We start from the raw sequence: 25,784 nt of genomic DNA on the forward strand, positions 1-25,784 counted from the left end.
AAACTATCTATCCCTATAATCATTTAAAAACTTTAATTAACTTTTCTCGAAATTCTCCAAAGGCTTCTAGATAAGCTGTTTCAGGTGAATTTTTCGTTTAATACGGTAGATTATTTAATTGTTCTGGTGAAGAAAAATCACCGAGTAACTTGATAACTTGTGAGGGTGTTACAACCTGTGAACTTGGCGCTATTTTCCTATTACTTCCTGCTATACCCATGTTACTTCAAGATGCTTTGTCAGGCGCAAGCTCGGAGAGCAGCGCAAGAAGCAACATGACCTTTCGAGCGATTAACTGTGTTAATCCTCTAGCGGTAAATGTAAATGCAGCATTCCCTTTCCGATTGGTGCAACGCAGCGCTGGTTTTCCTTGCTGACTTTGCATCTTGAAGTATCAGGGGTATAAATTAAACTTGTTAGCAAAAATACTCAGCTTTTCTTCTGCTAATGTAAATAACCCAATCTCAGGTTAACTACTTTTTTCAAATACAGTGAATATTGACCTTCCCTGGATGGTAGATGAGATAGAGCTATTTAGTTAAGAAATTGACATGGCTAAGATTTAAAATAACAGTATATAAACTGAGGACTTGATAAGTCGTTTTCAATTATCAGAGGCTTAAAGTAGTTCAATGCCAAACAATGATACTAATTTAGCCCATAGTAAAAACAACCCTAATGTCATGAGACAGACGCCTGATAAACTTAGCCAAAAGCCAAATCTGGGGTAAACAAGGGGAAAAATCAAGAACATCGGCAGAGTCGGGATCACGTACCAGAAAGTGTAATACCAATCCGCTTATTTAACTGATCAATGACATCCAATCCCTCGTACACATTTTTATCACTCTTTTGCTGTCACTTACAAAATCATTCCAAGCATCACAGACAGTTTCAACTATTGAATCATAACCACTGAAACATCTGTTTGCTAAGTGATGTTGTCGAAGCCAACTCCATACCTGTTCAATCGGATTTAGTTCGGGTGAATAGGGTGGCAGCTTTATGATTGTTAAATTCTTGAAGTCAGCGTCAATATCATCGCTATGCCAACCAGCACCATCCATGATGATAACGGCATGTCTATCAATTGGGGTTCTATCTGATATTTGTTGAAGATGCGTCATCATAATGTCTTTGTTTACATAAGGTACGACTAGTGCTTCTGAAGCGCCATTGGTAATACAGACAGATCCAAATAAATAGGCGTATTCGAATTGCTGTTGTTTTACTGCTCTTGGACGGCTACCTTTTTCAGCCCATAATTTGGTTGTTGTATTTTGCTGGCCAAATCGTGCTTCATCTTGTAGCCATATATCCACACGATCTAATGCAATATGACCAGGGATCTTAAAGATCGTTTTGAATTGGAATTTTTTTAAAATCCTCTTGCGCTTCAATTGATTGCTTAGGGTGCTTAGAACGGGATGTTATCCAAGAAAAACCTAACTTATGCAGTAACTTATAAACACTTGATAAATGGTAATGCACTGCAAAATTTTCTTCTATATAAAGTTGTATGTCTGAGCCATTTAATCGTCCACCAAGCTCACTTTTAGATGACTCAGTTACATAATGAATGAGTTGCTTATGTTGCTCGTTCGATAATCGAAAAGGCCTGCCAGTTGTTTTTTTATCGATTAAGCCATCCATTCCAAATTGGTGATACTGAGAGATCCATTTATTTATACTGGTTCGGCTGACCTTTAAAAATTTAGCGATAGCAGTGCGTGAATTACCTTCTTGGAAGTGTGCAAGTGCTAAAAAACGGAGCCTCATTCGAACGCTTTGATGCGTTTTAGCTAATGCAGTAAAGTCATGTTTTTTTGTAGTCATCAATAGCGTTTCATTATTTAATAATTGGAATACTATTAGATCACATAATTAGTAGAATTGGTATAAAATGCATGATTGGCCACTTTTTCTGTTGGTGTGCCTTCGAGATGAAGCCAAACCAGCACCAGTAAAGTTACCACAGGTAATGAAGCTAATAGCGCACCAAGATGTTCACTGCGTTTAGCGACTTCGGAAATCAGTACCACCAGTGCTGCGGTGACCAAATACTTAATGATTATAAACATGGTTTCTCGGTTTTATTAGCCCAGTATTATTGATTGGGTCTGCTTTCCGCTGTCTGAAGATTGCTTAACCCTTCTAGATCATAGGCTAAAGGGCAGCAATCTTCTCATTATATCGACTCGGTGATACTCGTTCAGGATAAATCAGCAGATTTATACACTGAGCTTTTTCTACTTCTTCGTGGCTGTGGCCATGCTCTTTTGTATTACTTTCTTCATGCGAGTGATGATTGCAGCAGAAACAGTCCCAAGCACGGCAGTTAGAATAAGTGCTTTCAGTATGTCATGGTTTTTCATTATGTTTCCCTGTTGATGGTTATAGCCAAATGGGCCGTGCTTCTGGTGACATTACTTGATGCCAATAAGCTCGTAATGGCCTTCTGTGCTTACCAAAACGGTGATCGGAGATGAGCTGTTATTTTTCCAATACCAACCATGCGAACCTTCAAAAGGGGCGGTAAATGTGCCCTTTACTTTTCTACCCGTACTGACTGCATAGCTTTCAAAATAGCCAGTCGTATCGCCTTTGGGTTCACCATGAAAATCAAAGAAGAGCGCTTCGCTGGTCGATTTCCAGGAATAACGGATCGCTGCCCCTTTATTTATTTTTAACTTATATTCGAGCCCTTTTCCAGCTGGAATAATGACTTCGTTGTTGTGCTCTTGATATTTCCCACTAGCTTTTTTTACCACCGGCTTTACCTGCTCAACAGGTGATGGGTTCGCTAATTGGGTTAAGCCAAGCGCTGCACCTATGCCTGTTGGGTCTATGTCATATTCAGCAGGTAAAATGGCTGTTGTTAACACTATAGAGCCAAGTACTACTGCAAATACACTGGCTTTGACTAGCGTTCGAATTGAAGGCAAAGTGTGCTCTATTTTATGTTGGGTAGCTGTTGTTTCTTTTAACTGAGTCATCTTTTAACCTTAAATTGTTGTAAAGTAGCCTGTTAGTTGAAGGCCAACCAACATCACGCCACTACTCATAAGTAGTGCATTTGTTGCTGTTGAAAAACGCAAAAAACTCGGGTGCCGGCGCCAATAGCTCAGTGCTAACAAAACCAAAATCAATGCTGACAATTGTCCTAACTCAACCCCCACGTTAAAAGCAATCAGATTTTCTATCAGGCCATCTTGTGGGATCTCAAATTCCTGTATTTTGGTTGCTAAACCGAAGCCATGGAATAGACCAAAAATCATTACGGCTATTTTTGTATTAGGTTGGTAACCAAGTACCCGTTTAAACCCGCCAAGATTATCAAACCCCTTGTAAATGATAGAAAATCCGATAATAGCGTCGATCAGATAGGCGTTAACTCCCATGTCGTATAAGACGCCAAACATCAGGGTCAAACTATGACCTATGGTAAACAAGGTCACATAAAGCATGACCTCTTTTAAACGATAGAGAAAAAATATAACCCCTATCAAAAATAATATGTGGTCATACCCCGTCACCATGTGTTTAGCACCGATGTACATATAAGGAATGATGGAAACACCCTGATTGGCTTGCAAGAAGCCTTTGGTGCTTTCATCCACACCGTGAGCCATTAGCGTGGCAGAGAAGCCACAAAAACAAAGCAACAAGAGTACCCTGGAAATAACATTGGATTTAGTAAACATTGCAGAAAATGCCTCGTTAATTGTGACTAATTAGTACAATATGTGAAATTTCTTATAATTGTTCAAAATTTCCGTCGAAGTTAGCGCCTAAATATGTGCCTTGAGCGTTCAGTAAAATGTATAACGTTCGACTCTCGACCGTATTAGTGAAAGAAATAGAGTAGTATCGGACAGATTTATAATGCATTTTTTTATTATCCACAGACTTCCAGCTTGGTTTAAGTATTTGCCCTTCAATAGTCGCTTTATCATCAACTAATTTAATAAGATCATTAGTTGCTTTGGTTATAACTTGCTCTGTAGTGGGGGGCTCAACTGATGAGTTGCTATGTTCGGAGTGACTGTAAGCCACATTGGAAATCAGCATCGCTGAAGTAAGTACGAGCGTAGATATTATCTTTTTGAACATAAAATAGTTCCTGTTAGTAAAGTGATTATCGGAGGCATGTGTAGTGCCCTTATTACTTAATAAGGGTACCGAAGTAAAAACCGATTGTCGATAGGTTTTTGTGAAGGGAGTCATAACATGCTTGAGTGGCTATAGAGTAATGAAGAATTCAATGGCATTGTGAAGGGGGACAGAAGCACAAACCGCTGTGATTATCAGAGTCAGTACGGCCAGTTTAATCGTTTTTGGGCATAAGGATTTTTCAGGCACAGGCGCTAACAAATAATGTACTCTTTGCTCTAACTCTGAAGCTAAAAACTGGCACAATGGCTCGGTTTGAGCCTCGGGACTCATCAATTTTTTTACTGTCAAAATAGTCTCTGCAACATCCAGGTTAGATTGAATAATTTGGGCTGCAAGTTGATCAGCCCTCATCTCTAATACCAGAGCGTGTTGCTCCAGAATATATTTTTGGGCAGAAGTAAAATGGAAGGTACATATTGCTTGCATTAGCAATTTAGACAAGCCATCCCGATATTTCGTATGTACTTCTTCATGTATCGACACTATTCGCACCTGCCGGGGCGAGAGCTGATTTTTGAGTCCGGTTGAGAGCACCGTGATAGGCTTAAAGATACCAAGAGAAAAAGCCAAGGGTACGGGACTCTCGATGATCTTAACGTTTGATTCAGGGCCCACTTCTGACACCAGATCTAGGCGCTTAAATAGTTTTTGAGCGCGCTGGAAGTATCTCAAAGCTGATATACAAGCCCATAAAAAAAGGCCGACAATAGCCCCTGCTATCAATAATTCAACCAAGGTAACCATATGAGAAGTAGGTGCACCAAAACAGGCGCTGGCAGCATGACAATGATCTATGGGCAGTAAGGAGTCGTGATTTAAAGCGGGCACAGTGACTATTATGGAGAGCATCACAGCCCCTGCGAGTGGTGAAATGCCGAAAATTCGTAATAATATCAGCTTCGACTCAAGAGTGAATTTTTTAAGCCATTGAGTAAAAAAAGGGCTGACTAACCAACAAGCAGCGCTCAATACCAGAGTAAAAAGGGAAATGATGTAGAGCAGATGTAAGCTCAAGCTGAACACGCTATTAATCATCTTTTTTAATTATCTCGTTTTTTCTACTGGCAATCAGATCTTCAAGGCGTTGCAAGCTCAGTGGATCCAATTGGGATGAAATATCAACAAAAGCTTCTAATACTGCTTCAGAATCATTTTTTGCCAGCTCTTGCGTAATATCAGTTATCAGCGAACCTAATAATTCTTTTCGCTCAATTGCAGGAGAGTATGCAAAAGCATGGCTGCATTTTTTCCGAGACAGCAGTCCTTTCTTATAAAGCCTGTCCAGAGTTGACTGAATAGTGTTAAGTGTCCCTCCGCGAATTTTTTCAAAGTGAAGATGAGCTTGTTTAGCATTGGCTATTTTTACTCTCCACAGATAATTTAACAGTAACTTTTCCAATTCGCCTAGCTTCATTAAGAACACCTTTTTTGCGTATAGCATTATTTCTATAATACGTGTTTTATTAAAGTGATAGTAGCTTAAGCTTAAGCTGTAACCAATACTCTTTTATTAAGGTAAATTTGATTGGCTAGTTTATCCCTAGCATTAATGACGAACTTTCATAAAAAACTCGCCAACCAGTTATTTTGAAAGGTTACATTTTTTTATAAAAAATCATGTAAAAAGAGAGAAGAGGGATGTACAAAATACTTATTATTCTAAGTAGGGACTTTTTCTTGCATAAATAACGGTGTCATTATCAGATTTAAACAAACCACTTAAAACCAAGAGGCAGTCACCTATATAAGCTTAAAAATAGCAGGTTATAATTTTTTAACGACTGTTTTTTGAGGATGAAAATGTTTTTCCCATTTGGTATTTTCTCAAGCTCAAATAGCTAAATGAACCCATTTATTTTTTGTAGTGGGTAAGTGATACTGATTCAAATTTTATAAGTTTCTAACTCGCTTCACGCCCTGAGGATTAGTTTAAGCTTTTCCTCAGTCTAATAATGGTGAACCACAATCTTTTAATGCCTTTAAATAACGTACTTCATTATATGGCTTGTGATCCGGCCAACACCTATAAATTATTCTGCTCCATTTAAATACAAGGGCGCAAACAGCCGCTCGATGTGAACTACCCAATTCTCTTTTGTTAAGATAAAAAATCTTAGCCCAATACAAACTATAAATTGAATGAGAAGCCCATTGTGAAAAGCTTGTTTGTGGTTATCTGCTGCAAGAAGTTCTCAATACTAACGTCTACTCATCATCAGGACTTTTGTGTAAGTAAGCCTTTTTAGCCAAATGTTGATTTTGGGTGTTCTCCTTCATGTTTACTTTATAGTGTAAGCCTGCTTTAGCTAGCATATGTGCGGCTACGGGAGCTGTGATCAACAAAAATATGCTTATCAATGCTTCTTTCAAGTTCACATGGCCAAGTTCAACGCTGAAAAATATCATCGAAGCGATCAGGATACAGCCAACCCCTACGGTGCTGGCTTTAGTTGGCGCGTGCAAGCGAGTAAAGTAATCAGGGAATTTGGCTAAGCCAATAGAGCCAATTAGCGTAACAATGCTACCCAATACCAATAAAATACTCACCACTATTTCTAAAAATACACTCATCACTCTTCCTTATTCTATAATATCGCCGCGTAATAAGTACTTACAAAAGGCCGAAGTACTTACAAAGCCAAGCAGTGCAATCAGTAATGCACCTTCGTAGTAACTGGGCGAGCCTTGGTAAAGCCCTAACAATATGATCAGTGCAATACTGTTAATGTACATGGTATCAACGGCGATAATTCTGTCAGGGGTAGTGGGGCCAATGATCAAGCGCCAAGCATTTAAGGCTAAAGCACAACCAATTAAGCCGCAAGAAATCAGTATAGCGTAACTTAACATCCGAAAATCTCCTTTAAAGGTGCTTCATAACGATCTTTGATAAGGTTAATTAACTGCTGCTCGTCCTCAAGGTGCAGAACGTGTACATACAGCCATTGCCTGTTATCCGACAATTCTACGCTCACTGTGCCAGGTGTTAATGAGACGCTGCTAGTAAAGATGGTGAGTGGTAAAGGCTCATTAATGGCTAAAGGCACCGCAATAAAAGCCGGCTTTAAACTACTATTGCTTTGCAGTACGCGTTTCGCTACGTCGTAATTAGAGACCACAATGTCAAAGAGTAAACGAAAGACATACGTCAATACTTTAAGAGGCTTTTTTGCTACCGGTTCTTTCTCACTGAGCGGTGCGACAATCCAAGGGATAACAATGGCAAACACCGCCCCTAACACCATATGACCACGACTAAAATCATGTAAAATTTGCCACACTAACCATAGCAATATGCTGTAGTAAGGAGTAGGGAACCAAATAAACTTACGCACTTTATCCATTATTTAGCTACCTCATTAATGTCAAAAAGTAAACGAAAGACATACGTCAATACTTTAAGAGGCTTTTTTGCTACCGGTTCTTTCTCACTGAGCGGTGCGACAATCCAAGGGATAACAATGGCAAACACCGCCCCTAACACCATATGACCACGACTAAAATCATGTAAAATTTGCCACACTAACCATAGCAATATGCTGTAGTAAGGAGTAGGGAACCAAATAAACTTACGCACTTTATCCATTATTTAGCTACCTCATTAAGTTGTTGCAGGCTTAAACCTGCATTAAGTTGCTCTGCTGCCAATTGCGCATAATTGCTGACTGCTCCTCCAAAAATCACCATCAAAGGGAGTATTGCCACCAATAAGCCAATGGCTAAATACTGCATAGGATGACCTTTTAGCGCGCTGGTGTTTTCGCCAGTGGTTCTCCAAAACAATGAGGTACCAGCCCGTGATAAGGCGATTAAAGTAATCAGCCCAGCGCCTAATATTAGAGGCCAAATCCAAATTGCCTGGCTTGCTTTGGTCACTGATTGTAAAATTAAGGCTTTACCTACAAAGCCTGACAGTGGAGGCATACCAATTAAACCTATCGCCAACAAGGCAAAGATAAAGCCCAAAATGCTTGCCTGTGGCATTGACCTGGCGGTTACAAATCGATCTTCCGCTTTACCGCGTTGCTGCTGAATTAATCCCGCTAGCAAGAACATAGCGGCACAAGCTACGGTACTATGCAGTAAGTAATAAATACCAGCTGTACTCGCCTGTACCGTATTCAAGCTAATGGTCACCAGCAGAGTGCCTACTGATACAATAACTAAGTTACTACAAAGCACCCGCAAACTTTGGCTAGCCAATACCGAAATAGCGCCAATAGCAATGGTTAATAAAGCAATAGGCCATAACCACGGTAAGGCGATGTTCGCCAGCTCACCTGCTTGGTCGCCAAAAATAACACCATGCACCCGCCAAATACTATAAACACCTACTTTGGTCATAATTGCGAATAGCGCTGCCACTGGAGCACTAGTACTCGCGTAAGCTTTTGGTAGCCAGAAATGCAGGGGAAGCATTGCGGCTTTCAAACCAAAAACAGCCAATAGCAATAATGCCCCTGATTTGGTGATCAGTAACTCATTGCGCGATAGTAGCGGAATTTTATCAGCCATGTCTGCAAAGTTAAGTGTACCTAAGGTGCCATATAAGGTACCTAACGCAAACAAAAACAGCGCCGAGCCAATTAAGTTAAGAAATACATAATGGATGTTTGCCTGTATTCGCTGTTTGCCACCTCCGTGCATCATTAATGAGTATGAGGCAATCAGCAATACTTCGAAAAACACAAATAGGTTAAATGCATCGCCAGTTAAAAAGGCACCGTTAATTCCCATCAATTGGAACATAATGAGTGGGTGAAAAAAGGCGCCATTTTTATCTTCCCCGGCACTGGCATACATAGTTACCGCTAAGCCTAAAATGGCACTTAAGCAGACCATTAACACCGAGAAGGCATCGGCCATTAATACAATGCCAAAAGGCGCGGACCAATCACCAAGCGCATAGACTTGAATCCCCTGGTCTTTAACTTTTAATAGCAACACAAACGCAACAACGACCATTAAAATATTGGCAGCAATGGTCAATACCCGTTGCTTGGCTAACGAGTTATTTAAGCTTGGAAAAAGCAGAGCAACAGCGACGAAAAAGGGTATTAAAACCGGAAAAATAACTAAATGGTCAAACAAACTCATTAGGATTTTTCCTCCACAGCTAAGCGGTCAAAAGGTTCTGTACCATCTACGTGGTCATTACCCAAGTCCGAGCGTCCACGCATTGCCAAAATCACTGCAAAGGCAGTCATCGCAAAGCCAATAACAATAGCAGTAAGCACCAAGGCTTGCGGTAATGGATCAGCGTAATTTTCACTGCCGTTAAGTACCGCTGGTGCACCTATGGTTAATCCACCACTGGCAAATAGAAACAGGTTAACAGCGTAAGACAATAAAGTAAGGCCAATCACCAAGGTAAATGTATGGCCACGTAACATTAAAAAAATGCCACAGGCACTCATGAAGCCGACACACACGGCGTAGACTAGTTCCATTACCTTTCTCCTTCTGTGATTCGTTCTTTAGTGGTTAGCTGGCCTAGGCTGGCTAATATAAGCAGGGTTGCGCCGATAACGGTGAAGTAAACACCGAGGTCAAATACCAATGCACTGGTGAGTTCAAATTTACCTATCCATGGTAGTGACACATATTCAAACCAAGAGGTTAAAAACGGTCGGCCAAAAATCCAGCTGCCTAAGCCGGTTAATCCGGCGGTCACTAATCCAATGGCGATCATATAGCGGTAGCTAACACTCACACGTTTAGTCATCCAATCAACACCGTGTGCAAGGTATTGTTGAATTAAGGCAATTGATGTAATCAAACCAGCAATAAAACCACCGCCAGGTAAGTTATGCCCACGTATAAAGATGTAAGCAGAAATGAGCAAAAACAGCGGCAACAAGCTTTGCGATACGACCGATAGTAATACTGGATGTTTATCTTTAGCCCATAGGCGGCCATCCTGATCTTTAGTACGCATTGATAAACGCATGCCAGCAATTAGCTTGTAAATACCTAATGCTGCAATGCCAAGTACCGTAATTTCACCAAAGGTATCAAAGCCACGGAAATCGACCAAAATAACGTTAACCACGTTAGTACCGCCACCGCCTGTTTTAGCATTTGCTAAAAAGAACTCAGAAATACTATCCAAAGGATTGGTTATTAAGGCAAAACAAATACTACCGATAATACAGCCTATTAAAGAGGCTATCGCTAAGTCGCGAACAAAGTGACTAGGGCGACTTTTACTGGTGGGGGTATATTGAGGGAAGAAATATAGCGCTAGCAATAACAAAATCACCGTTACAATTTCTACCGAGAGCTGGGTAAGGGCCAAGTCGGGTGCCGAGAAGTAAGCAAAGGTTATCGATACAACTAAACCGACTAACGACAACATTAATAAAGCAATCAGACGGTAATGGCTCCAAATCACGGTTGCAAGCGAGCCTGCCATTAATAAAATGGCAGCGACAATCACTGCCCCATTTATTGGGGTGCCAGGTAGGCTTCCTCTAGTGGTATCTAAGTCGAACAAGGGAGGTGCTATCAGCAATAAGGCGAAGAAACACAGGCAAAAAGCATAGCGTTGTAAAGATCCATTCTCCAATTTTCCCGTTATTTTTTGCGCCCACTTCACGCTGGCCTGAATAAAACCTTCAAATTCAATTTTCGCGTCAATATCCGGGAACATCCCTGAAAATTTGAATAAATGTTTAAGGTTTAGATAAATGGCTAAACCACCAACAATCGCCATGCCACTCATCATTAATGGGATGTTAAATCCATGCCAAAGGGCCAGATTATACTCAGGTAGAGGATGATTGAGCACCGCTAATGACGCACTTTGTAGCAACGGACCAATGGTGTAATTAGGGAACATGCCTACCAACAAACAAATCGCTACTAATACTTCAACGGGAACGCGCATATACCGTGGTGGCTCGTGTGGCGTTTTGGTTAACCCCTTTGGTTCACCGTTAAAGAATACATCATGAATAAAACGCAGTGAGTAAGCGACGGCAAAGGCAGCAGCAATCGTAGATAATACAGGAATTAACCAAGACATGGCGCCTAAAATGCTTTGATCTAACGTTTCTGCAAAGAACATTTCTTTAGATAAAAAGCCATTGAGCAAAGGCACGCCGGCCATCGATGCCGATGCCACCATCGCTAACGTGGCGGTGATAGGCATGTATTTCCACAAACCATTGAGTTGGCGCATATCTCGCGAACCTGATTCATGGTCAATAATTCCGGCAGCCATAAATAATGACGCTTTAAAAATGGCATGATTCATGACGTGAAATATCGCGGCAATAGCAGCCAATTCGGTATTTAAACCGAGTAACAATACAATCAAACCAAGGTGACTAATAGTCGAATAGGCTAACAGACCTTTTAAATCATGTTTAAATAATGCGGTATAAGCACCTAATAACATGGTGAATAAACCGGTTAGTGAGACCACCACAAACCACACTTCAGTATCCGCTAATACCGGGTAAAAACGAGCCAGTAAGAAAATGCCCGCCTTTACCATGGTCGCCGAGTGCAAATAGGCACTGACTGGCGTAGGTGCAGCCATTGCGTGGGGTAACCAAAAGTGGAATGGGAATTGGGCTGATTTGGTAAATGCGCCAATTAAAAATAGACTTAAAATTGCTAAGTAATAAGGGTGTTGTTTTACTAACTCACCGCTATTTAACACAACGTCCAAGTCGTAACTACCTACGACTTGGCCTAACAATATTATCCCAGCCAATAAAGCTAAACCACCACCACCTGTGATGGTAAGCGCCATTCTGGCCCCTTTACGCGCATCACTATTGTGTGACCAAAAACCAATCAACAAGAATGAGCTAATACTGGTTAATTCCCAGTAAAACCATAGTTGTAGCATATTGTTTGACATGACAATGCCGAGCATTGCCGTCATAAACATGATTAAGTAGCAGTAAAAAATCCCCATATTGTCTTTTTCAGACAAGTAGTAGCGAGCATATAAAATCACCAGCAAACCAATGCCTAAAATGAGTAGGCTGAATAATGCAGACAAGCCATCTAAGCGAAACGATAGCGCCAAACCTAACTGTGGGATCCACTCAATGCTCTGGCTAAAAGACTGTCCGGCAAATACCGCAGGCAAGTCGAGCAAAATGAAGCAAAGGGCTAAAGCCGGGAGCATCGCGGTAGCCAGCGTACAAGCGCTGCGACTGAGTTTATTGGTTAATAAGGGGACAATAATCCCTAACATGGGTAAAAAGGGTACCCAAAAATAATACATTTCAGCAAAACTCCATTAGCTTATTAGTTGGTATTTCTGAACAACAATAATAATTAATTGAATAAAAATCAATACTTTGTTCCGTCTAGTCTATTTAAGTTACTAATTGATTCATATTCATACTATAATAGTGCCGTGTTTTTAATTCAGTACATATTGATTCAATAAAAGGGGGAACTTCGTATATTTACTCACTTCACAATAAAGCTGTTTTATATACAGATATAATTCACATGAGGGGTTTTGCCACTTTTATTGCACATTATATGAACACTTGATGCACAAGTTTCACATTCTTAATGTATTAACTTGTTTACAATAATCAGTTGATTTTTTATGGTTTGCATTTATAGAAATCTCTATAATACCAATTCTACTAATTATGTGATCTAATAGTATTCCAATTATTAAATAATGAAACGCTATTGATGACTACAAAAAAACATGACTTTACTGCATTAGCTAAAACGCATCAAAGCGTTCGAATGAGGCTCCGTTTTTTAGCACTTGCACACTTCCAAGAAGGTAATTCACGCACTGCTATCGCTAAATTTTTAAAGGTCAGCCGAACCAGTATAAATAAATGGATCTCTCAGTATCACCAATTTGGAATGGATGGCTTAATCGATAAAAAAACAACTGGCAGGCCTTTTCGATTATCGAACGAGCAACATAAGCAACTCATTCATTATGTAACTGAGTCATCTAAAAGTGAGCTTGGTGGACGATTAAATGGCTCAGACATACAACTTTATATAGAAGAAAATTTTGCAGTGCATTACCATTTATCAAGTGTTTATAAGTTACTGCATAAGTTAGGTTTTTCTTGGATAACATCCCGTTCTAAGCACCCTAAGCAATCAATTGAAGCGCAAGAGGATTTTAAAAAAATTCCAATTCAAAACGATCTTTAAGATCCCTGGTCATATTGCATTAGATCGTGTGGATATATGGCTACAAGATGAAGCACGATTTGGCCAGCAAAATACAACAACCAAATTATGGGCTGAAAAAGGTAGCCGTCCAAGAGCAGTAAAACAACAGCAATTCGAATACGCCTATTTATTTGGATCTGTCTGTATTACCAATGGCGCTTCAGAAGCACTAGTCGTACCTTATGTAAACAAAGACATTATGATGACGCATCTTCAACAAATATCAGATAGAACCCCAATTGATAGACATGCCGTTATCATCATGGATGGTGCTGGTTGGCATAGCGATGATATTGACGCTGACTTCAAGAATTTAACAATCATAAAGCTGCCACCCTATTCACCCGAACTAAATCCGATTGAACAGGTATGGAGTTGGCTTCGACAACATCACTTAGCAAACAGATGTTTCAGTGGTTATGATTCAATAGTTGAAACTGTCTGTGATGCTTGGAATGATTTTGTAAGTGACAGCAAAAGAGTGATAAAAATGTGTACGAGGGATTGGATGTCATTGATCAGTTAAATAAGCGGATTGGTATAAATGCAAATACGTCATTTCCCAACATAAAATATTAATTTACAATCATGCATTGGGTATATCTAACTATTTTATAAATCTGTTATTATATAATTCTTATCAATAAATAAAATTTTAAATGTGTATTAGTGAGAATGCAGACTAATACACTGTTAGCCCTACATACTAAATTTTCGGAGTACCTATGGAATCGAAGGAACATTGGGAAAAGGTATACACATCTAAAGGTGAAACTGAAGTCAGTTGGTTTCAGGAGCATGCACACCTTTCGTTGAAACTCATCCGCGATGCAAATACACCAACATCGGCTTCAATTATTGATGTAGGTGGTGGGGCGTCGACTCTTGTTGACGATCTCCTCGTCAATGGTTATCAGAATGTAACTGTACTTGATCTATCCGGGGCAGCAATGGTTACTGCTAACGCTAGAATTAAAGCGCATGCTGATGACGTTCAATGGTTGGAAGCCGATATATTAACCGTGGAGCTTCCGACGCATGCTTATGATGTCTGGCACGATAGAGCGGTTTTCCATTTCCTAACTACCGAAGATGAACGTCATGCCTACGTGCAAAAGGTGCTGCAAACCGTAAAGCCAGGAGGCCTCGTCATAGTCGCCACATTTGCGGAAGATGGGCCTACTGAATGTAGTGGTCTTCCTGTCATGCGGTACAGTGCAAACGATCTTCACTCAGAGTTTGGTGAGCCTTTCGAGCTTCTTGGTCACGAAAAAGAGTCTCATCACACTCCGGGTGGCAACGAGCAGGAGTTCGTTTACTGCTTTTGCCGCAAGGTCGCATCATAGTGTTTTGGGCTAATCCAGTAGCCGGAGGTATCTAGCCTCCACACCACCCTGCATGCGAATCCGCACAGGGCGGTTCATCTTCCTTTATGAATATTGAATATTGATCCACACCTGCCTTAATGATACCAAGCCTTGCTTTTCTAAAAATTAATTACTGAGCGCAATATTGATCCCTTTTTTTAGAACTACGGCATAGTCCTTTGATGGTTATGCCACAGGCAATAGCAAGACGTTCGCTTACCCCAAGTTTGATTAAACTTCCCACTTTAGTGCGCGGTTTCCGCCATTGTCGCCAGTAGCTCTTTTTATATTTAGTGTTCATTGTAAGGCATATTTCGCACTTCCATCTCTCGACCACCACCGGAAGAGATAAAAACACACAATTTTTTGTATCTTTATCTCTGTGGGGTTTTTTGGGTGGTATAGGGTTAATGCAAATAGCTATCATCATTGGGATAATAAATAAAAGTGCTTTACAATAATCGGACCTCCATACTGAGCGTATTTTTAATTGCAATTTTTCTTGTGGTTTTTGGGTTTTTTATGGAGTTTACTTTGCCTTACCTCTTCGAATCCGCCCGAGGGAATATTATGGATATTTCATGTTTTCACAAGCCTAACCGTTTTTTGGTTGGCTTAGGATTGTTTCTAATTATTCTTAAAAAATTTGCACTAATAACTTGCTCCTTATGACTTGCTTTACTGGACAGCTACGCTTAAAGCTTATTACAGTAACTCAGTAATAGGAGTATGTTATGAAAGCTTGGAATAAAGGCGAACGGGTTGGCCATGTTTAATTTGGCAATCGATAGTAAGCTACGCTCTAGTAATTTAATTCAACTCAAAGTACGTGATATATCTTCTAGTTTATTAATTCAATCCCGGGCCATAATTGAAAAAAAGAAAACTCATCGTGAAGTCCAATTTGAAATAACACCTAAAACTCAACAATGTCTAACTCTCTGGATACATAACCAGAACTTAACCCCTCGGATTATTTATTCCCGAGCCCCCGAAAGGAAGGTAATCATATAAGTTATCACTATTATTCAGGAATAGTTAAGCAATGGGTAAAAAATTAGGATTAGATTTAACCCAATACAACACTCATTCGCTTAGGAGAACGAAAGCATCATTAATCTATGCAAAGACAAAAAACCTTTGGGTAATACAATTATTACTGGGTCATTTAAAATTGGAAAGCAGGATTGAATACTTGGGAGTTGAAATCGAAGACGCATTAACTATTTCAGAAGCAACAGAAACGTAATTATTAATGATTTAGTTATGCGAAAGATTGTTGCATACATCACTTTCGCCTCAATTTGATCAAACTCTAGACTAATTTTCTATGTCACTTAGATATTACTTATTTGCCCTTTGGTGTTGCATTTCCTCGATCTCCACCAGATGGATTTGGAGTTGTACTTGGCCAATTCCTCCCGGGTCCAGGATGACTAGATGGACCTCTGCCACTGCTTCCACTACCTTTGCTCATAATAATCTCCTTTGCTTGCCTAATCATAATAAGGATAGTAAAAAGTCAGTGAAAGTATAGTAGAGGGGTATCGAACTGAGAGTCGATTAATAACGTGCTCAATTACGAAATGGAACGATGGAGGCGTTAATGCCCCCATCGACTTACACAGCTAAAAATCTGTGCTCACTATTATGCTCGCTTCTGGGAATTAGCGATAGGGTCTGAATTTACCTTTTATGTTCAACGATCACATATTGCTACTATCAATTGTCTTTGCCAACACTCAGAAGCGTCTAGCTCATTCCTTCAGAGCTCAAAAACCAGCACAAATAATCCACTCCACAACTACATTTTAATGCCTGTATTTATAACAGTGGTATGGCGTCATATTAATCGTTAATCCAGCCGATAGACCTAACAGTGCAGGTTATATTTGCTATGACTTTAGTTTTCTTTATAAATCATTAGGTTAATTTCATTTTAAAGATAGTAATAGTACAGGTATCACCCTAACACCTATATCAAATCAGGCTTATACTAAATTGTTGCTGAAGATGTAATTATGTAATGAATTAATGATATTTTAGTGTTTAAAAAAAAGTGGATTTAATGGGGAGATCACCTTCCGTTAATTTTATATTTGAAAGATTGATATGAAAAAGGGGTTGTCCCTCATGAAGAGTAAAGCTAAAAAAGCAATACAACGGAAATAGTAATGGGAGAAAAAAAATGGAAAAAATACTGAAAATATTTGAGAAGTACCTTGTTCTTTTTTTACTACTACTAATGATGCTCACGGTAGCAGCAACAGCAATTGAGCTGACAACAGTACTTTATACTCAACTAATGAAACCCCCATATCTTGCCCTTGATGTAGCTGAAGCTATTGAGGTTTTTGGCTTTTTTCTAATGGTCTTAATCGGACTAGAACTCCTCGAGAGCATAAAGATTTATATTGAGAAACATCGGGTACATGCAGAAGTCGTCTTTCTGGTTGCTATCATCGCGGTGTCCAGAAAAGTGATTATTCTGGACTACAGTAAGACTGCCCCGGAAACGCTTTGGGGAATATCCTCAATCATCCTCGCATTGAGCATTGGGTACTTTCTTGTGCGGCGATCCCAACACGAGAGCATTGGCAACTAACATGGGGATCGTTAGTATAGAAACTACTCAGCGCTTTATTTTCGTCACACAGCTTGGTCTAGGCTTCAATGGTGATCCGCCTTTTAAAAGAGTTAATAACTCTGTGGGAATATCTGAATTATGTTGAATATTTTATTTCTTTTAGCGGGTATAGCCTCACTTACCTGTGGCGGTGAAATATTGATTCGTGGCTCGCTGGCTGCCGCAAAACGCTTGGGTGTGTCACCTTTGCTAAGCGGTCTAGTTATCGTCGGATTCGGCACTTCAGCGCCAGAGTTAGTGGTCTCCGTTAATGCTGCTATAGAGGGGCAACCGGACATCGCTATTGGCAACGTTGTTGGCAGCAATATCGGTAATATTTTATTGATTCTGGGCATTTGCGCGGTGATCACGCCGCTGGCTGTAAAGCCATTGGTACTAAGGCGAGACGCTGCCACTGTAGTGGCTGCAAGCATATTGTTTCTGATTCTGGTTGGGGGGAGTGCCCTTGGGCGTGCTGATGCCACTATCTTCCTTGTTGCAATGGTCTCGTACTTAGTGTGGGCATATTGGAGCGAACGCTTTCACGCCGCACCGTCGGGTGAGCTATACCAAGCTGAAGCAGAAGAACTTTCTGCCACTCCTAAGTCAGTATTATGGACTATAATCGCCGTGGTGCTTGGTTTGTTGCTGTTAATTGGAGGATCACAAGTTCTGCTGATTGGGGCCATTGGTATTGCAGAGCACTTTAATGTGCCAGAGGCCGTCATCGGCCTGACATTGGTTGCAATAGGTACGTCACTTCCTGAATTGTCTATATCGGTGATAGCAGCTATTCGGCGGCACGCTGATGTAGCGGTTGGAAATATACTCGGAAGTAATATATTCAACTTACTTGGAATTCTGGGAGTGTCATCATTTCTTCAACCACTTCCTGTTCATGCAAGAATCTTGCAGTTCGATCAATGGGTTATGCTTGGAACGTCTTTACTCTTGTTTTTATTTTTGTACACGGGAAGCCGCCTGAGCCGGCTAGAAGGCGGAATACTACTTGGCGGGTACTGTATCTATATCTGGCTAAGTTTTACGGTGTTCAGTGGTTAACAAGGAGTCGTCATTATCAACACATTAGTTGAATATCCGTATTTATTGGTGCCGTTAGTCTTTTTTGCCAGAGTAGCTGACGTTTCTCTTGGGACATTTAGAACAATTGTTATTTTTCGTGGCCACAAATTTCTGGCCTCCTTTATTGGTTTTTTTGAAATTATTATTTGGTTAGTTGCATCAGCCCAGGTTTTGACAAACCTTGATCAGTGGTATCTTGCATTAGCTTATGCCAGTGGTTTTTCCGTCGGTAACTATGCTGGCATTTCGATTGAAAATCGTTTTGCAATTGGTAATGAACTGATACGTTGTATATCATTCAATCGCGATGTCCTAGCAGGAAAATTACGTGAGGAGGGATTTAAGGTGGTTTCATTCGATGGTGATATGGGGGAAGCTTATCCTGTTGAACTTCTGCTTGTTATTGAAAAAAGGCGTAATGTTCCTTCGCTCATCCAGTTAATTAAAGATCTTGATCCGACTGCCGTTTATTCCGTATCGGATGTGAAAAGCGTTTATGAGGGGCCAGATATTTTTCCTCGGCGTAGTCTATTGCATAGTACATTAATGCTTCTGGGAAAGCGTTGATAACAGAAAGGCTTTAAAATGAATACTAGTGATACAGAAAGTGATGTTTACACTTGATTATGAATTTGCTTCATCCCGTCCTGTTGTTCATTATGTTTGTCCAGTTAGTGGTATTGCTATAATTTAGTGAGAAAATGTCTTTTGTCACTTTTATCGTGTGCGACAATCATCACTACAATAGTAGATTTTTCCATATAATAAAAAGCTAATTAATGATTGATTTTTCCTTTTGATAATGGCTTAATGCTTTCTTATTTTTTCACCTCTGAATTTGAATATGAAGCGATTTGTCACATTAATATTGATGCTCACAGCACTGATAACTTTCACCCAGAAAGTCACGGCGTTTGCACCTCTATTAGAAAGTGAAATGGTTTCGATGATGAATTGCACAATGTCTTCGGGTCTAAACGAACCAAAAATGGAGATGAGTCAAATAGATTGTGGTACTGATGGAATGCCTTATAGCATGGATTGCCAAAGCTATTGTGTAACCTCGGAGCTTCATTTTATTGGAGATGATCACCTGGTTAATCAACCAGAGTTACAACTTCCTTACCAAACGCGCATTTCTGGCGCCCCTTATTACCTTCCTGAGTCCTTATATCGTCCCCCCTTTATAGGTTAACTGTTTTTTTGTTCAGTTTTTAGCTGAATCAAGGTTTTGATTTTTAGTGCGTTAATTCGCCTCTTTATCAAAAAACAGATTGATTTATTTTTACCGAACTCCTGTATTTAAAGCTTCTTATTGTTCTTTTTTTGAAAAAAGAGATGAGTTGGCAATAAAAAGGAGTTCGTAATAAAGGAAAGTGATGATGAAAATCACCTCATATGTTTTATTAAAAAACCATTTTGCTGTTAATAGACTATTTAACAGCCTGTTTAGTTTAACGTTTTTGTTTAGTTTTAATCTTTTTGCACAGGGCATTAGTCTTCATGATGCCTCGCTGATGGCGATTAAATCCGACCCCGCACAGCAAATTTATCAATCCCAACAAGCTGCATTGATTGCACAGGGCATTGCCGGATCGACGCTGGCCGACCCTATGATTAAGCTTGGCATGGCTAACGTGCCGACGGATAGTTTTCAATTAGATAAAGATCCTATGACCCAAATCACGGTTGGCTTATCACAACAATTTAGCCGTGGTTCGCAACGTGAATTGACTCAGGAAGGCTTTAATCAACGCGCTGATATGACGGTTTCTTTAGGGTTAGATCGCAAGTTAACTGTTAAAAAAAGCGTGCGTGAGCTGTGGCTTAAAATTCTGTTTATTGATAAATCATTACGAATAGTAAAAGAAAATAAAAAACTCTTTTCAGGTTTTTACCAAGATTTGCAGGCGAAATTTTCTTTAGGACTTACTGAGCACGAAGATTTAATTTTAGCAGAAATTGAGATCAGTAAATTTGATGAAAAAATTGCTGCGTTAAATCAACAATCACTTAATTATCGCAGTTTGTTAAGTGAGCATATCGGCGAATATGCCTATCAGACACTGCCGAGTGCAATACCGCAATGGCCAGAAACCCTGTCCTATGTAAAGGCCGTTAATGCCAATAATACCGAGCATTATGAATTGCTTAGCAATCACCCCAAAGCCCAAATGTTAGTGCAGAGTATAACACTGGCGGATAACGGTATCGAACTTGCTGAGCAGAATTACAAACCCGCTTTTAAACTGGAAGTGGGTTACGGACATCGCTTAAGTGAGACTGATATGGGCAAACCAAGATCGGATCTATTGAGCGCTTTTGTGTCTATGGATATTCCGTTATTTACCGATAAACGCCAAGATCAAAAACTTATCTCTGCGCAATATAACAAAGGGCAAAAGCAAGCTGAACATCGTTTGTTATTGCGCCAGCTTAATGCCTTATTAAATGCTGAAATCAGTAATTATCAGCAACTTCAAGCGCGTCAAATTCGTTACCAGGATAGTCTTCTGAAACAGGCTAAACTGCATACCAGACTGTTAGAGCAAAGTTATCAATCTAATACGCGCCCTTTCAAAGATGTTATTGATGCCTATATCCACGAGCAGAACCTGACCTTAGAATATCAACAACTGTATTTCGATGGCCTTAAAAGCCTGTCTAACATCCGTTATTTCCAGGCACTTTAATAGGAAAATATTATGCGTTACTTTTTAGTTTTAATTGTTGGTTTATTTTTGGGGATCGTCGCTACCAAGAATCAGCAAATCAATAGTTTGTTTAGTGCAACACAAAAAACAGCAGAGCCGGAAGTTTTATATTGGGTTGCCCCAATGGATGCAAATTATCAGCGTGATAAACCGGGTAAATCCCCGATGGGCATGGATTTAGTGCCTGTTTATGCAGAAAAAAGTGCTGAAGCTGAAAAAGCTGAGCCTAAAATTTTATATTGGGTTGCCCCGATGGATGCGAATTATCAGCGTGATAAACCGGGTAAGTCCCCGATGGGCATGGACTTAGTCCCTGTCTTTGAGGAAGCAGGAGGCGAGTCTGAAGCGGGCTTAGTTAAAATCTCACCGGCGGTTGAAAATAATCTTGGCGTACGTACAGGAAAGGTGGTTAATGCACCGTTAAATATCTCCATCAACACATTAGGAACAGTACAGGCCAATGAGAATGCGCTGTGGCAAATCAATAGCCGAGTCTCGGGATGGATTGAAAAACTTTATGTTAAATCCGTGGGCGTTGAAGTTGAAAAAGGGCAAGCGCTGTTTGATCTTTATTCCCCAGAGTTAGTGAAAGCACAGGAATCATTATTTAATGCGATTAATTTAAATCGTAGCAATTTAATTACTTCGTCAAAAGCGCGTTTACAGGCATTAGGGGTAAATCAGGATCAAATTGAAAATATAATCAGAAATAAAAAAGTATTACAAAATATCACCGTCTTCGCACCGCAAAAAGGCACTATTTCGGAGCTTAAATTAAATGAAGGGGCGTTTATTTCGCCTTCTACTGTGGTGATCACTGCGGTTAATTTAGATACGGTTTGGGTGGACGTTGAAGTGTTTGCCGCACAAGTATCATTAGTTAAGCTCGGCGATTTAGCATCTATGACCTTAGATTATTTTCCGGGACAGAAATGGGAAGGGCAGGTTGATTTTATCTACCCTGAAATGAACGCCAGTAATCGTACCCTGAGGGTTCGTCTGCAATTTGATAATCCCACTGCATTATTAAAACCTAATATGTTTGCCAGTGTCACACTGATCCCGCAAATGAAGCAAAGAACACTGCAAATTCCTCGGGAAGCGGTAATTTATGCCGGTAACATGAATCGCGTCGTATTAGCCTTAGGTGAGGGTAATTTTAAGTCTGTGCTGGTTAATTTAGGGCTGGAAAACAAAAAATCGGTGGAAGTTTTGTCGGGTTTAAGTGAAGGGCAGGAAATAGTCACCTCGGCGCAATTTCTATTAGATTCAGAGTCCAGCATCAGTGCAGATTTTGGGCGAATGTTAGAGCTTGATAAAAACAAACAAAGTCAGCCTGAGTCCGATTCAATCGGTGAAGATGAAGATCTCGATTGGCTTGATTTAGGTGAGCAGTCTGATTTTGGTTTATCAGGAAACAACACTTCAGGACCCGTTGCTCGGAAGGTGACATTATGATTGGTAAAATTATAAATTGGTCAATTAAAAACCGTATTCTGGTTTTATTGATAACCGCAGCGATTGTCGCTTACGGGGTGTTCTCTGTTCAGAAAACACCGATTGACGCCATTCCGGATCTTAGTGATGTGCAGGTTATTATTAAAACCAGCTATCCCGGACAAGCGCCGCAGGTGGTTGAAGATCAGGTCACTTACCCCTTAACTACTGCTATGTTATCGGTGCCGGGCGCAAAAACCGTGCGTGGTTATTCATTTTTTGGTGACTCTTACGTCTATATCATCTTTGATGATAATACCGACATGTATTGGGCGCGCTCACGTGTTTTGGAATATTTGTCGCAAGTTGCGCCTGATTTGCCGGAGGCGGCACGCTCGGCATTAGGGCCTGACGCCACCGGCGTGGGCTGGGTCTTTAGTTATGCGTTAGTTGATAAAAGCGGAAAATATGATTTAAGTGAACTCACTAGTTTACAGAATTGGTTTTTAAAGTTTGAGCTACAGACTGTCCCTGGTGTCTCGGAAGTGGCGACCGTCGGTGGTATGGTCAAGCAGTATCAAGTACGTGTTGATCCTAATAAATTACGTGCTTATAACCTGCCGCTTAACAAAATCACTAATGCCATTCAGCAAGCCAACCAGGAAAGTGGCGCCAGTGTGATTGAGATGGGGGAAGCTGAGTATATGGTGCGCACTTCCGGTTATATTTCATCCATTGCTGATCTTAAAGCTATTCCATTACAAGTAAATGCACAAGGTACACCTCTTTTATTAGGTGATGTGGCGACCATCAATTTAGGTCCGCAAATGCGCCGCGGTATTACCGAACTGAACGGTGAAGGTGAAGTAGTCAGTGGCGTGATCGTGATGCGCTTTGGTGAGAATGCACAAGGCGTCATTGCGGCGGTTAAAGACAAACTTAAAACGCTGCAAAAAAGTTTGCCAGAAGGGGTGGAAATTATTCCCACCTATGATCGTTCTGAATTAATTAATAGTGCAGTACAGAACCTTTACTATAAATTACTCGAAGAGTTTATTGTGGTGATCCTGGTATGTGCTGCTTTCCTGTTTCACTTTCGTTCATCATTAGTGGTGCTGTTAAGCCTACCCGTGGGGATCTTTGTCGCCTTTATTATTATGTCGTGGCAGGGCATTAACGCCAATATCATGTCATTAGGGGGAATAGCAATTGCCATTGGCGCAATGGTGGATGGCGCCATTGTAATGATCGAAAACGTGCATAAACACATGGAAAAAACCGAGCTGACCGATGAAAATCGCTGGCAGGTTATCAGCAAAGCGACACTTGAGGTTGGCCCGGCGCTGTTTTTCTCATTGCTGATTATTACTTTTAGTTTCTTACCCGTTTTTGCCTTAGAGGGACAGTCGGGCAAGATGTTCTCGCCATTGGCATTCACCAAAACCTATGCGATGGCGGCTTCTGCGGGTTTAGCAATCACTTTAATTCCGGTATTAATGGGCTATTTCATTCGTGGTAAAGTATTACCTGAACACAAAAATCCCTTAAACCGTTTTCTGGTGGCTTTATATAAACCTGTGTTGGCCTTTAGTTTACGCTTTCCGTTATTAGCAATCAGTTTTGCATTTCTGGTGTTATTAGTTGGATTCTATCCGGTGAGTAAAATTGGCAGCGAGTTTATTCCACCGCTTGATGAAGGCGATCTCATGTATATGCCGACCACTTATCCCGGTATTTCTATCGGTAAAGCGCGCGAGTTATTACAGCAAACCAACAAGCTGATTAAAACTGTGCCAGAAGTGAAAACCGTGTGGGGGAAAATAGGACGTGCGGAAACCGCGACCGATCCAGCGCCCTTAACCATGATTGAAACGACCATCCAATTTATACCGAAAGATCAATGGCGCGTGGGGTTGACAAAAAAAATGATCATAGATGAGCTGGATAGCCTGATTCAGTTCCCCGGTTTAACCAACGCTTGGGTAATGCCGATTAAAACGCGTATCGATATGTTAGCCACGGGCATTAAAACACCGATTGGGATCAAAATAGCCGGTGCGGATTTAGGTGAAATTGAAAAAATTGGCAAGCAGATTGAGACTATTCTAAAAGATGTCGAAGGCACTGCATCGGTGTACGCAGAGCGGGTAACCGGAGGTCGTTATGTAAAAGTGGATATCGACCGTCAAAAGGCTGGACGTTATGGGCTTAACATTGCTGAAATACAGCAGCTAGTTGCCGTGGCTATTGGTGGTAAAAATATCACCGAAACCATTGAAGGGTTAGAGCGTTATCCGGTTAACTTGCGTTATCCGAATGATTATCGCGATTCGGTCAGTGCACTAAAACGCCTGCCGATTGTGACCCCGAGTAAAATGAATATCAGCTTAAGCGATGTGGCTAATGTTTATATAGAAGCGGGTGCGCCTATGATTAAAACAGAAAATGCGCGTCTTAATGGCTGGATTTTTGTGGATATCGAAAATCGCGACTTAGGATCCTATGTTGAAGATGCACAGCGGATTGTGAATGAGCAAGTAATCTTACCGGGAGGATATTCACTGGTTTGGTCCGGACAATATGAATATATGGAAAAAGCCAATGCGCGTTTGGCAAAAGTCATTCCGGTGACGCTGATTATTATCGTTATTCTGCTGTATATGGCCTTCCGCCGAGTCGGAGAAGTCTTGCTGATTTTATCCACACTGCCCTTTGCACTAATGGGGGGGATTTGGTTGATGTTCTTTCTTGGGTTTAATTTTTCAGTTGCAGTCGGGGTGGGATTTATCGCACTGGCAGGGGTGTCGATAGAAATTGGCGTGATTATGCTTTTGTATTTAAACCAATCATTAGAAGCTAAAAAACTTCAATGTCTTGAGCATTTTAATGTCAATGATTTAAAAGAAGCAGTAATGGAAGGTGCCGGGTTACGTGTGCGACCTGTGATGATGACAGTGGCCGTTGTGGTGATGGGCTTAGTCCCTATTATGTATGGTGAGGGTACGGGATCAGAAGTCATGAAGCGGATAGCGACACCTATGATTGGCGGTATGATCAGTGCCATTATTTTGACCCTGCTTATTTTACCTGCGGTGTATTTCCAATGGAAAAAAATCAGTCTGCGTAAGCAATTTAATATGAAATAACAGCAATATGTTGAATCATCTTTTATGGTAAAGGGTGATTCATTTTATCAATCGT

The 25,784-nt window shown here is 40.6% G+C and carries 24 protein-coding genes; 10 read left to right on the forward strand and 14 right to left on the reverse strand.

The features are described from left to right. Positions 1-803: 803 nt before the first annotated feature. The 14 genes from PING_RS19810 to PING_RS07185 form a co-directional block, all read right to left on the reverse strand. Positions 804-1,836, reverse strand: a protein-coding gene (locus tag PING_RS19810) for an IS630 family transposase (protein WP_232279378.1) whose coding sequence is annotated in 2 segments (ribosomal slippage) — positions 804-1,374 and positions 1,373-1,836 — 1,035 coding nt in all. Because the reading frame shifts where the segments join, the coding sequence is not laid out codon by codon here. A gap of 35 nt (positions 1,837-1,871) precedes the next feature. Beyond that, on the reverse strand, positions 1,872-2,081 hold the full coding sequence (locus PING_RS07125; protein WP_011769732.1) for a hypothetical protein: 210 nt from the start codon (positions 2,079-2,081) through the stop codon (positions 1,872-1,874). A 345-nt stretch (positions 2,082-2,426) separates the two neighbouring features. Continuing rightward, positions 2,427-2,996, reverse strand: coding sequence for a hypothetical protein (locus PING_RS07130; RefSeq protein WP_011769733.1), 570 nt, complete (start codon positions 2,994-2,996; stop codon positions 2,427-2,429). 9 nt (positions 2,997-3,005) lie between these two features. After that, a complete protein-coding gene (locus PING_RS07135; protein WP_011769734.1) occupies positions 3,006-3,704 on the reverse strand; it encodes a HupE/UreJ family protein in 699 nt (232 codons plus the stop codon). A gap of 52 nt (positions 3,705-3,756) precedes the next feature. Then, entirely contained in the window at positions 3,757-4,113 is a 357-nt protein-coding gene (locus PING_RS07140) for a DUF6488 family protein (protein ID WP_011769735.1), read from the reverse strand. A 129-nt stretch (positions 4,114-4,242) separates the two neighbouring features. Continuing rightward, a complete protein-coding gene (locus PING_RS07145) occupies positions 4,243-5,025 on the reverse strand; it encodes a M56 family metallopeptidase (protein ID WP_011769736.1) in 783 nt (260 codons plus the stop codon). A gap of 178 nt (positions 5,026-5,203) precedes the next feature. Beyond that, entirely contained in the window at positions 5,204-5,590 is a 387-nt protein-coding gene (locus PING_RS07150) for a BlaI/MecI/CopY family transcriptional regulator (protein WP_011769737.1), read from the reverse strand. 791 nt (positions 5,591-6,381) lie between these two features. Then, positions 6,382-6,747, reverse strand: coding sequence for a Na+/H+ antiporter subunit G (locus PING_RS07155; RefSeq protein WP_011769738.1), 366 nt, complete (start codon positions 6,745-6,747; stop codon positions 6,382-6,384). A gap of 9 nt (positions 6,748-6,756) precedes the next feature. Then, positions 6,757-7,026: a K+/H+ antiporter subunit F gene (locus PING_RS07160; protein WP_011769739.1), complete on the reverse strand. Its 270-nt coding sequence runs from the start codon at positions 7,024-7,026 to the stop codon at positions 6,757-6,759. Further along, positions 7,020-7,520 (reverse strand): Na+/H+ antiporter subunit E, encoded by a 501-nt coding sequence (locus tag PING_RS07165; protein ID WP_011769740.1) that lies wholly within the window; start codon positions 7,518-7,520, stop codon positions 7,020-7,022. Before PING_RS07165 ends, PING_RS07160 begins: the two co-directional genes overlap by 7 nt. Beyond that, complete coding sequence (locus tag PING_RS07170) at positions 7,520-7,762, reverse strand: Na+/H+ antiporter subunit E (protein ID WP_011769741.1); 243 nt, start codon at positions 7,760-7,762, stop codon at positions 7,520-7,522. Before PING_RS07170 ends, PING_RS07165 begins: the two co-directional genes overlap by 1 nt. Then, a complete protein-coding gene (locus PING_RS07175) occupies positions 7,762-9,273 on the reverse strand; it encodes a monovalent cation/H+ antiporter subunit D (RefSeq protein ID WP_011769742.1) in 1,512 nt (503 codons plus the stop codon). The genes PING_RS07170 and PING_RS07175 overlap by 1 nt, the downstream gene beginning before the upstream one ends. Beyond that, positions 9,273-9,626 (reverse strand): Na+/H+ antiporter subunit C, encoded by a 354-nt coding sequence (locus tag PING_RS07180; RefSeq protein WP_011769743.1) that lies wholly within the window; start codon positions 9,624-9,626, stop codon positions 9,273-9,275. The genes PING_RS07175 and PING_RS07180 overlap by 1 nt, the downstream gene beginning before the upstream one ends. Next, complete coding sequence (locus PING_RS07185) at positions 9,626-12,421, reverse strand: monovalent cation/H+ antiporter subunit A (protein WP_011769744.1); 2,796 nt, start codon at positions 12,419-12,421, stop codon at positions 9,626-9,628. The genes PING_RS07180 and PING_RS07185 overlap by 1 nt, the downstream gene beginning before the upstream one ends. Before the next feature lie 428 nt (positions 12,422-12,849). On the opposite strand from PING_RS07185, the gene PING_RS19815 reads away from it, so the two are divergent. The 10 genes from PING_RS19815 (at position 12,850) to PING_RS07240 (ending at position 25,729) form a co-directional block, all read left to right on the forward strand. Beyond that, positions 12,850-13,882 (forward strand): IS630 family transposase gene (locus PING_RS19815; protein WP_232279378.1). Its coding sequence is split into 2 segments (ribosomal slippage): positions 12,850-13,313 and positions 13,312-13,882, totalling 1,035 coding nucleotides; the frame shifts between segments, so codons are not numbered across the junction. A gap of 199 nt (positions 13,883-14,081) precedes the next feature. After that, positions 14,082-14,702, forward strand: a complete 621-nt coding sequence (locus tag PING_RS07200) for a class I SAM-dependent methyltransferase (protein ID WP_011769745.1) — start codon at positions 14,082-14,084, stop codon at positions 14,700-14,702. A gap of 1,066 nt (positions 14,703-15,768) precedes the next feature. After that, positions 15,769-15,972 (forward strand): site-specific integrase, encoded by a 204-nt coding sequence (locus PING_RS21300; protein WP_232279409.1) that lies wholly within the window; start codon positions 15,769-15,771, stop codon positions 15,970-15,972. A 939-nt stretch (positions 15,973-16,911) separates the two neighbouring features. Beyond that, on the forward strand, positions 16,912-17,328 hold the full coding sequence (locus tag PING_RS07210; RefSeq protein ID WP_011769746.1) for a phosphate-starvation-inducible PsiE family protein: 417 nt from the start codon (positions 16,912-16,914) through the stop codon (positions 17,326-17,328). A gap of 120 nt (positions 17,329-17,448) precedes the next feature. After that, positions 17,449-18,411 carry a calcium/sodium antiporter gene (locus PING_RS07215; protein WP_011769747.1) on the forward strand — a complete coding sequence of 321 codons (963 nt, stop codon included), beginning with the start codon at positions 17,449-17,451 and terminating at the stop codon, positions 18,409-18,411. A gap of 15 nt (positions 18,412-18,426) precedes the next feature. Next, positions 18,427-18,999: a DUF2179 domain-containing protein gene (locus PING_RS07220; RefSeq protein ID WP_041766124.1), complete on the forward strand. Its 573-nt coding sequence runs from the start codon at positions 18,427-18,429 to the stop codon at positions 18,997-18,999. Between the two features lie 427 nt (positions 19,000-19,426). Then, complete coding sequence (locus tag PING_RS07225; protein ID WP_198134748.1) at positions 19,427-19,627, forward strand: hypothetical protein; 201 nt, start codon at positions 19,427-19,429, stop codon at positions 19,625-19,627. Positions 19,628-19,811: 184 nt separating this feature from the next. Next, on the forward strand, positions 19,812-21,125 hold the full coding sequence (locus PING_RS07230; RefSeq protein ID WP_011769749.1) for a TolC family protein: 1,314 nt from the start codon (positions 19,812-19,814) through the stop codon (positions 21,123-21,125). 12 nt (positions 21,126-21,137) lie between these two features. After that, positions 21,138-22,604 carry an efflux RND transporter periplasmic adaptor subunit gene (locus PING_RS07235; RefSeq protein WP_011769750.1) on the forward strand — a complete coding sequence of 489 codons (1,467 nt, stop codon included), beginning with the start codon at positions 21,138-21,140 and terminating at the stop codon, positions 22,602-22,604. Next, entirely contained in the window at positions 22,601-25,729 is a 3,129-nt protein-coding gene (locus tag PING_RS07240; protein WP_011769751.1) for an efflux RND transporter permease subunit, read from the forward strand. The genes PING_RS07235 and PING_RS07240 overlap by 4 nt, the downstream gene beginning before the upstream one ends. Positions 25,730-25,784 lie beyond the last annotated feature (55 nt).

Origin of the sequence: Psychromonas ingrahamii 37 (assembly GCF_000015285.1) — a bacterium.
GTDB lineage: Bacteria > Pseudomonadota > Gammaproteobacteria > Enterobacterales > Psychromonadaceae > Psychromonas > Psychromonas ingrahamii.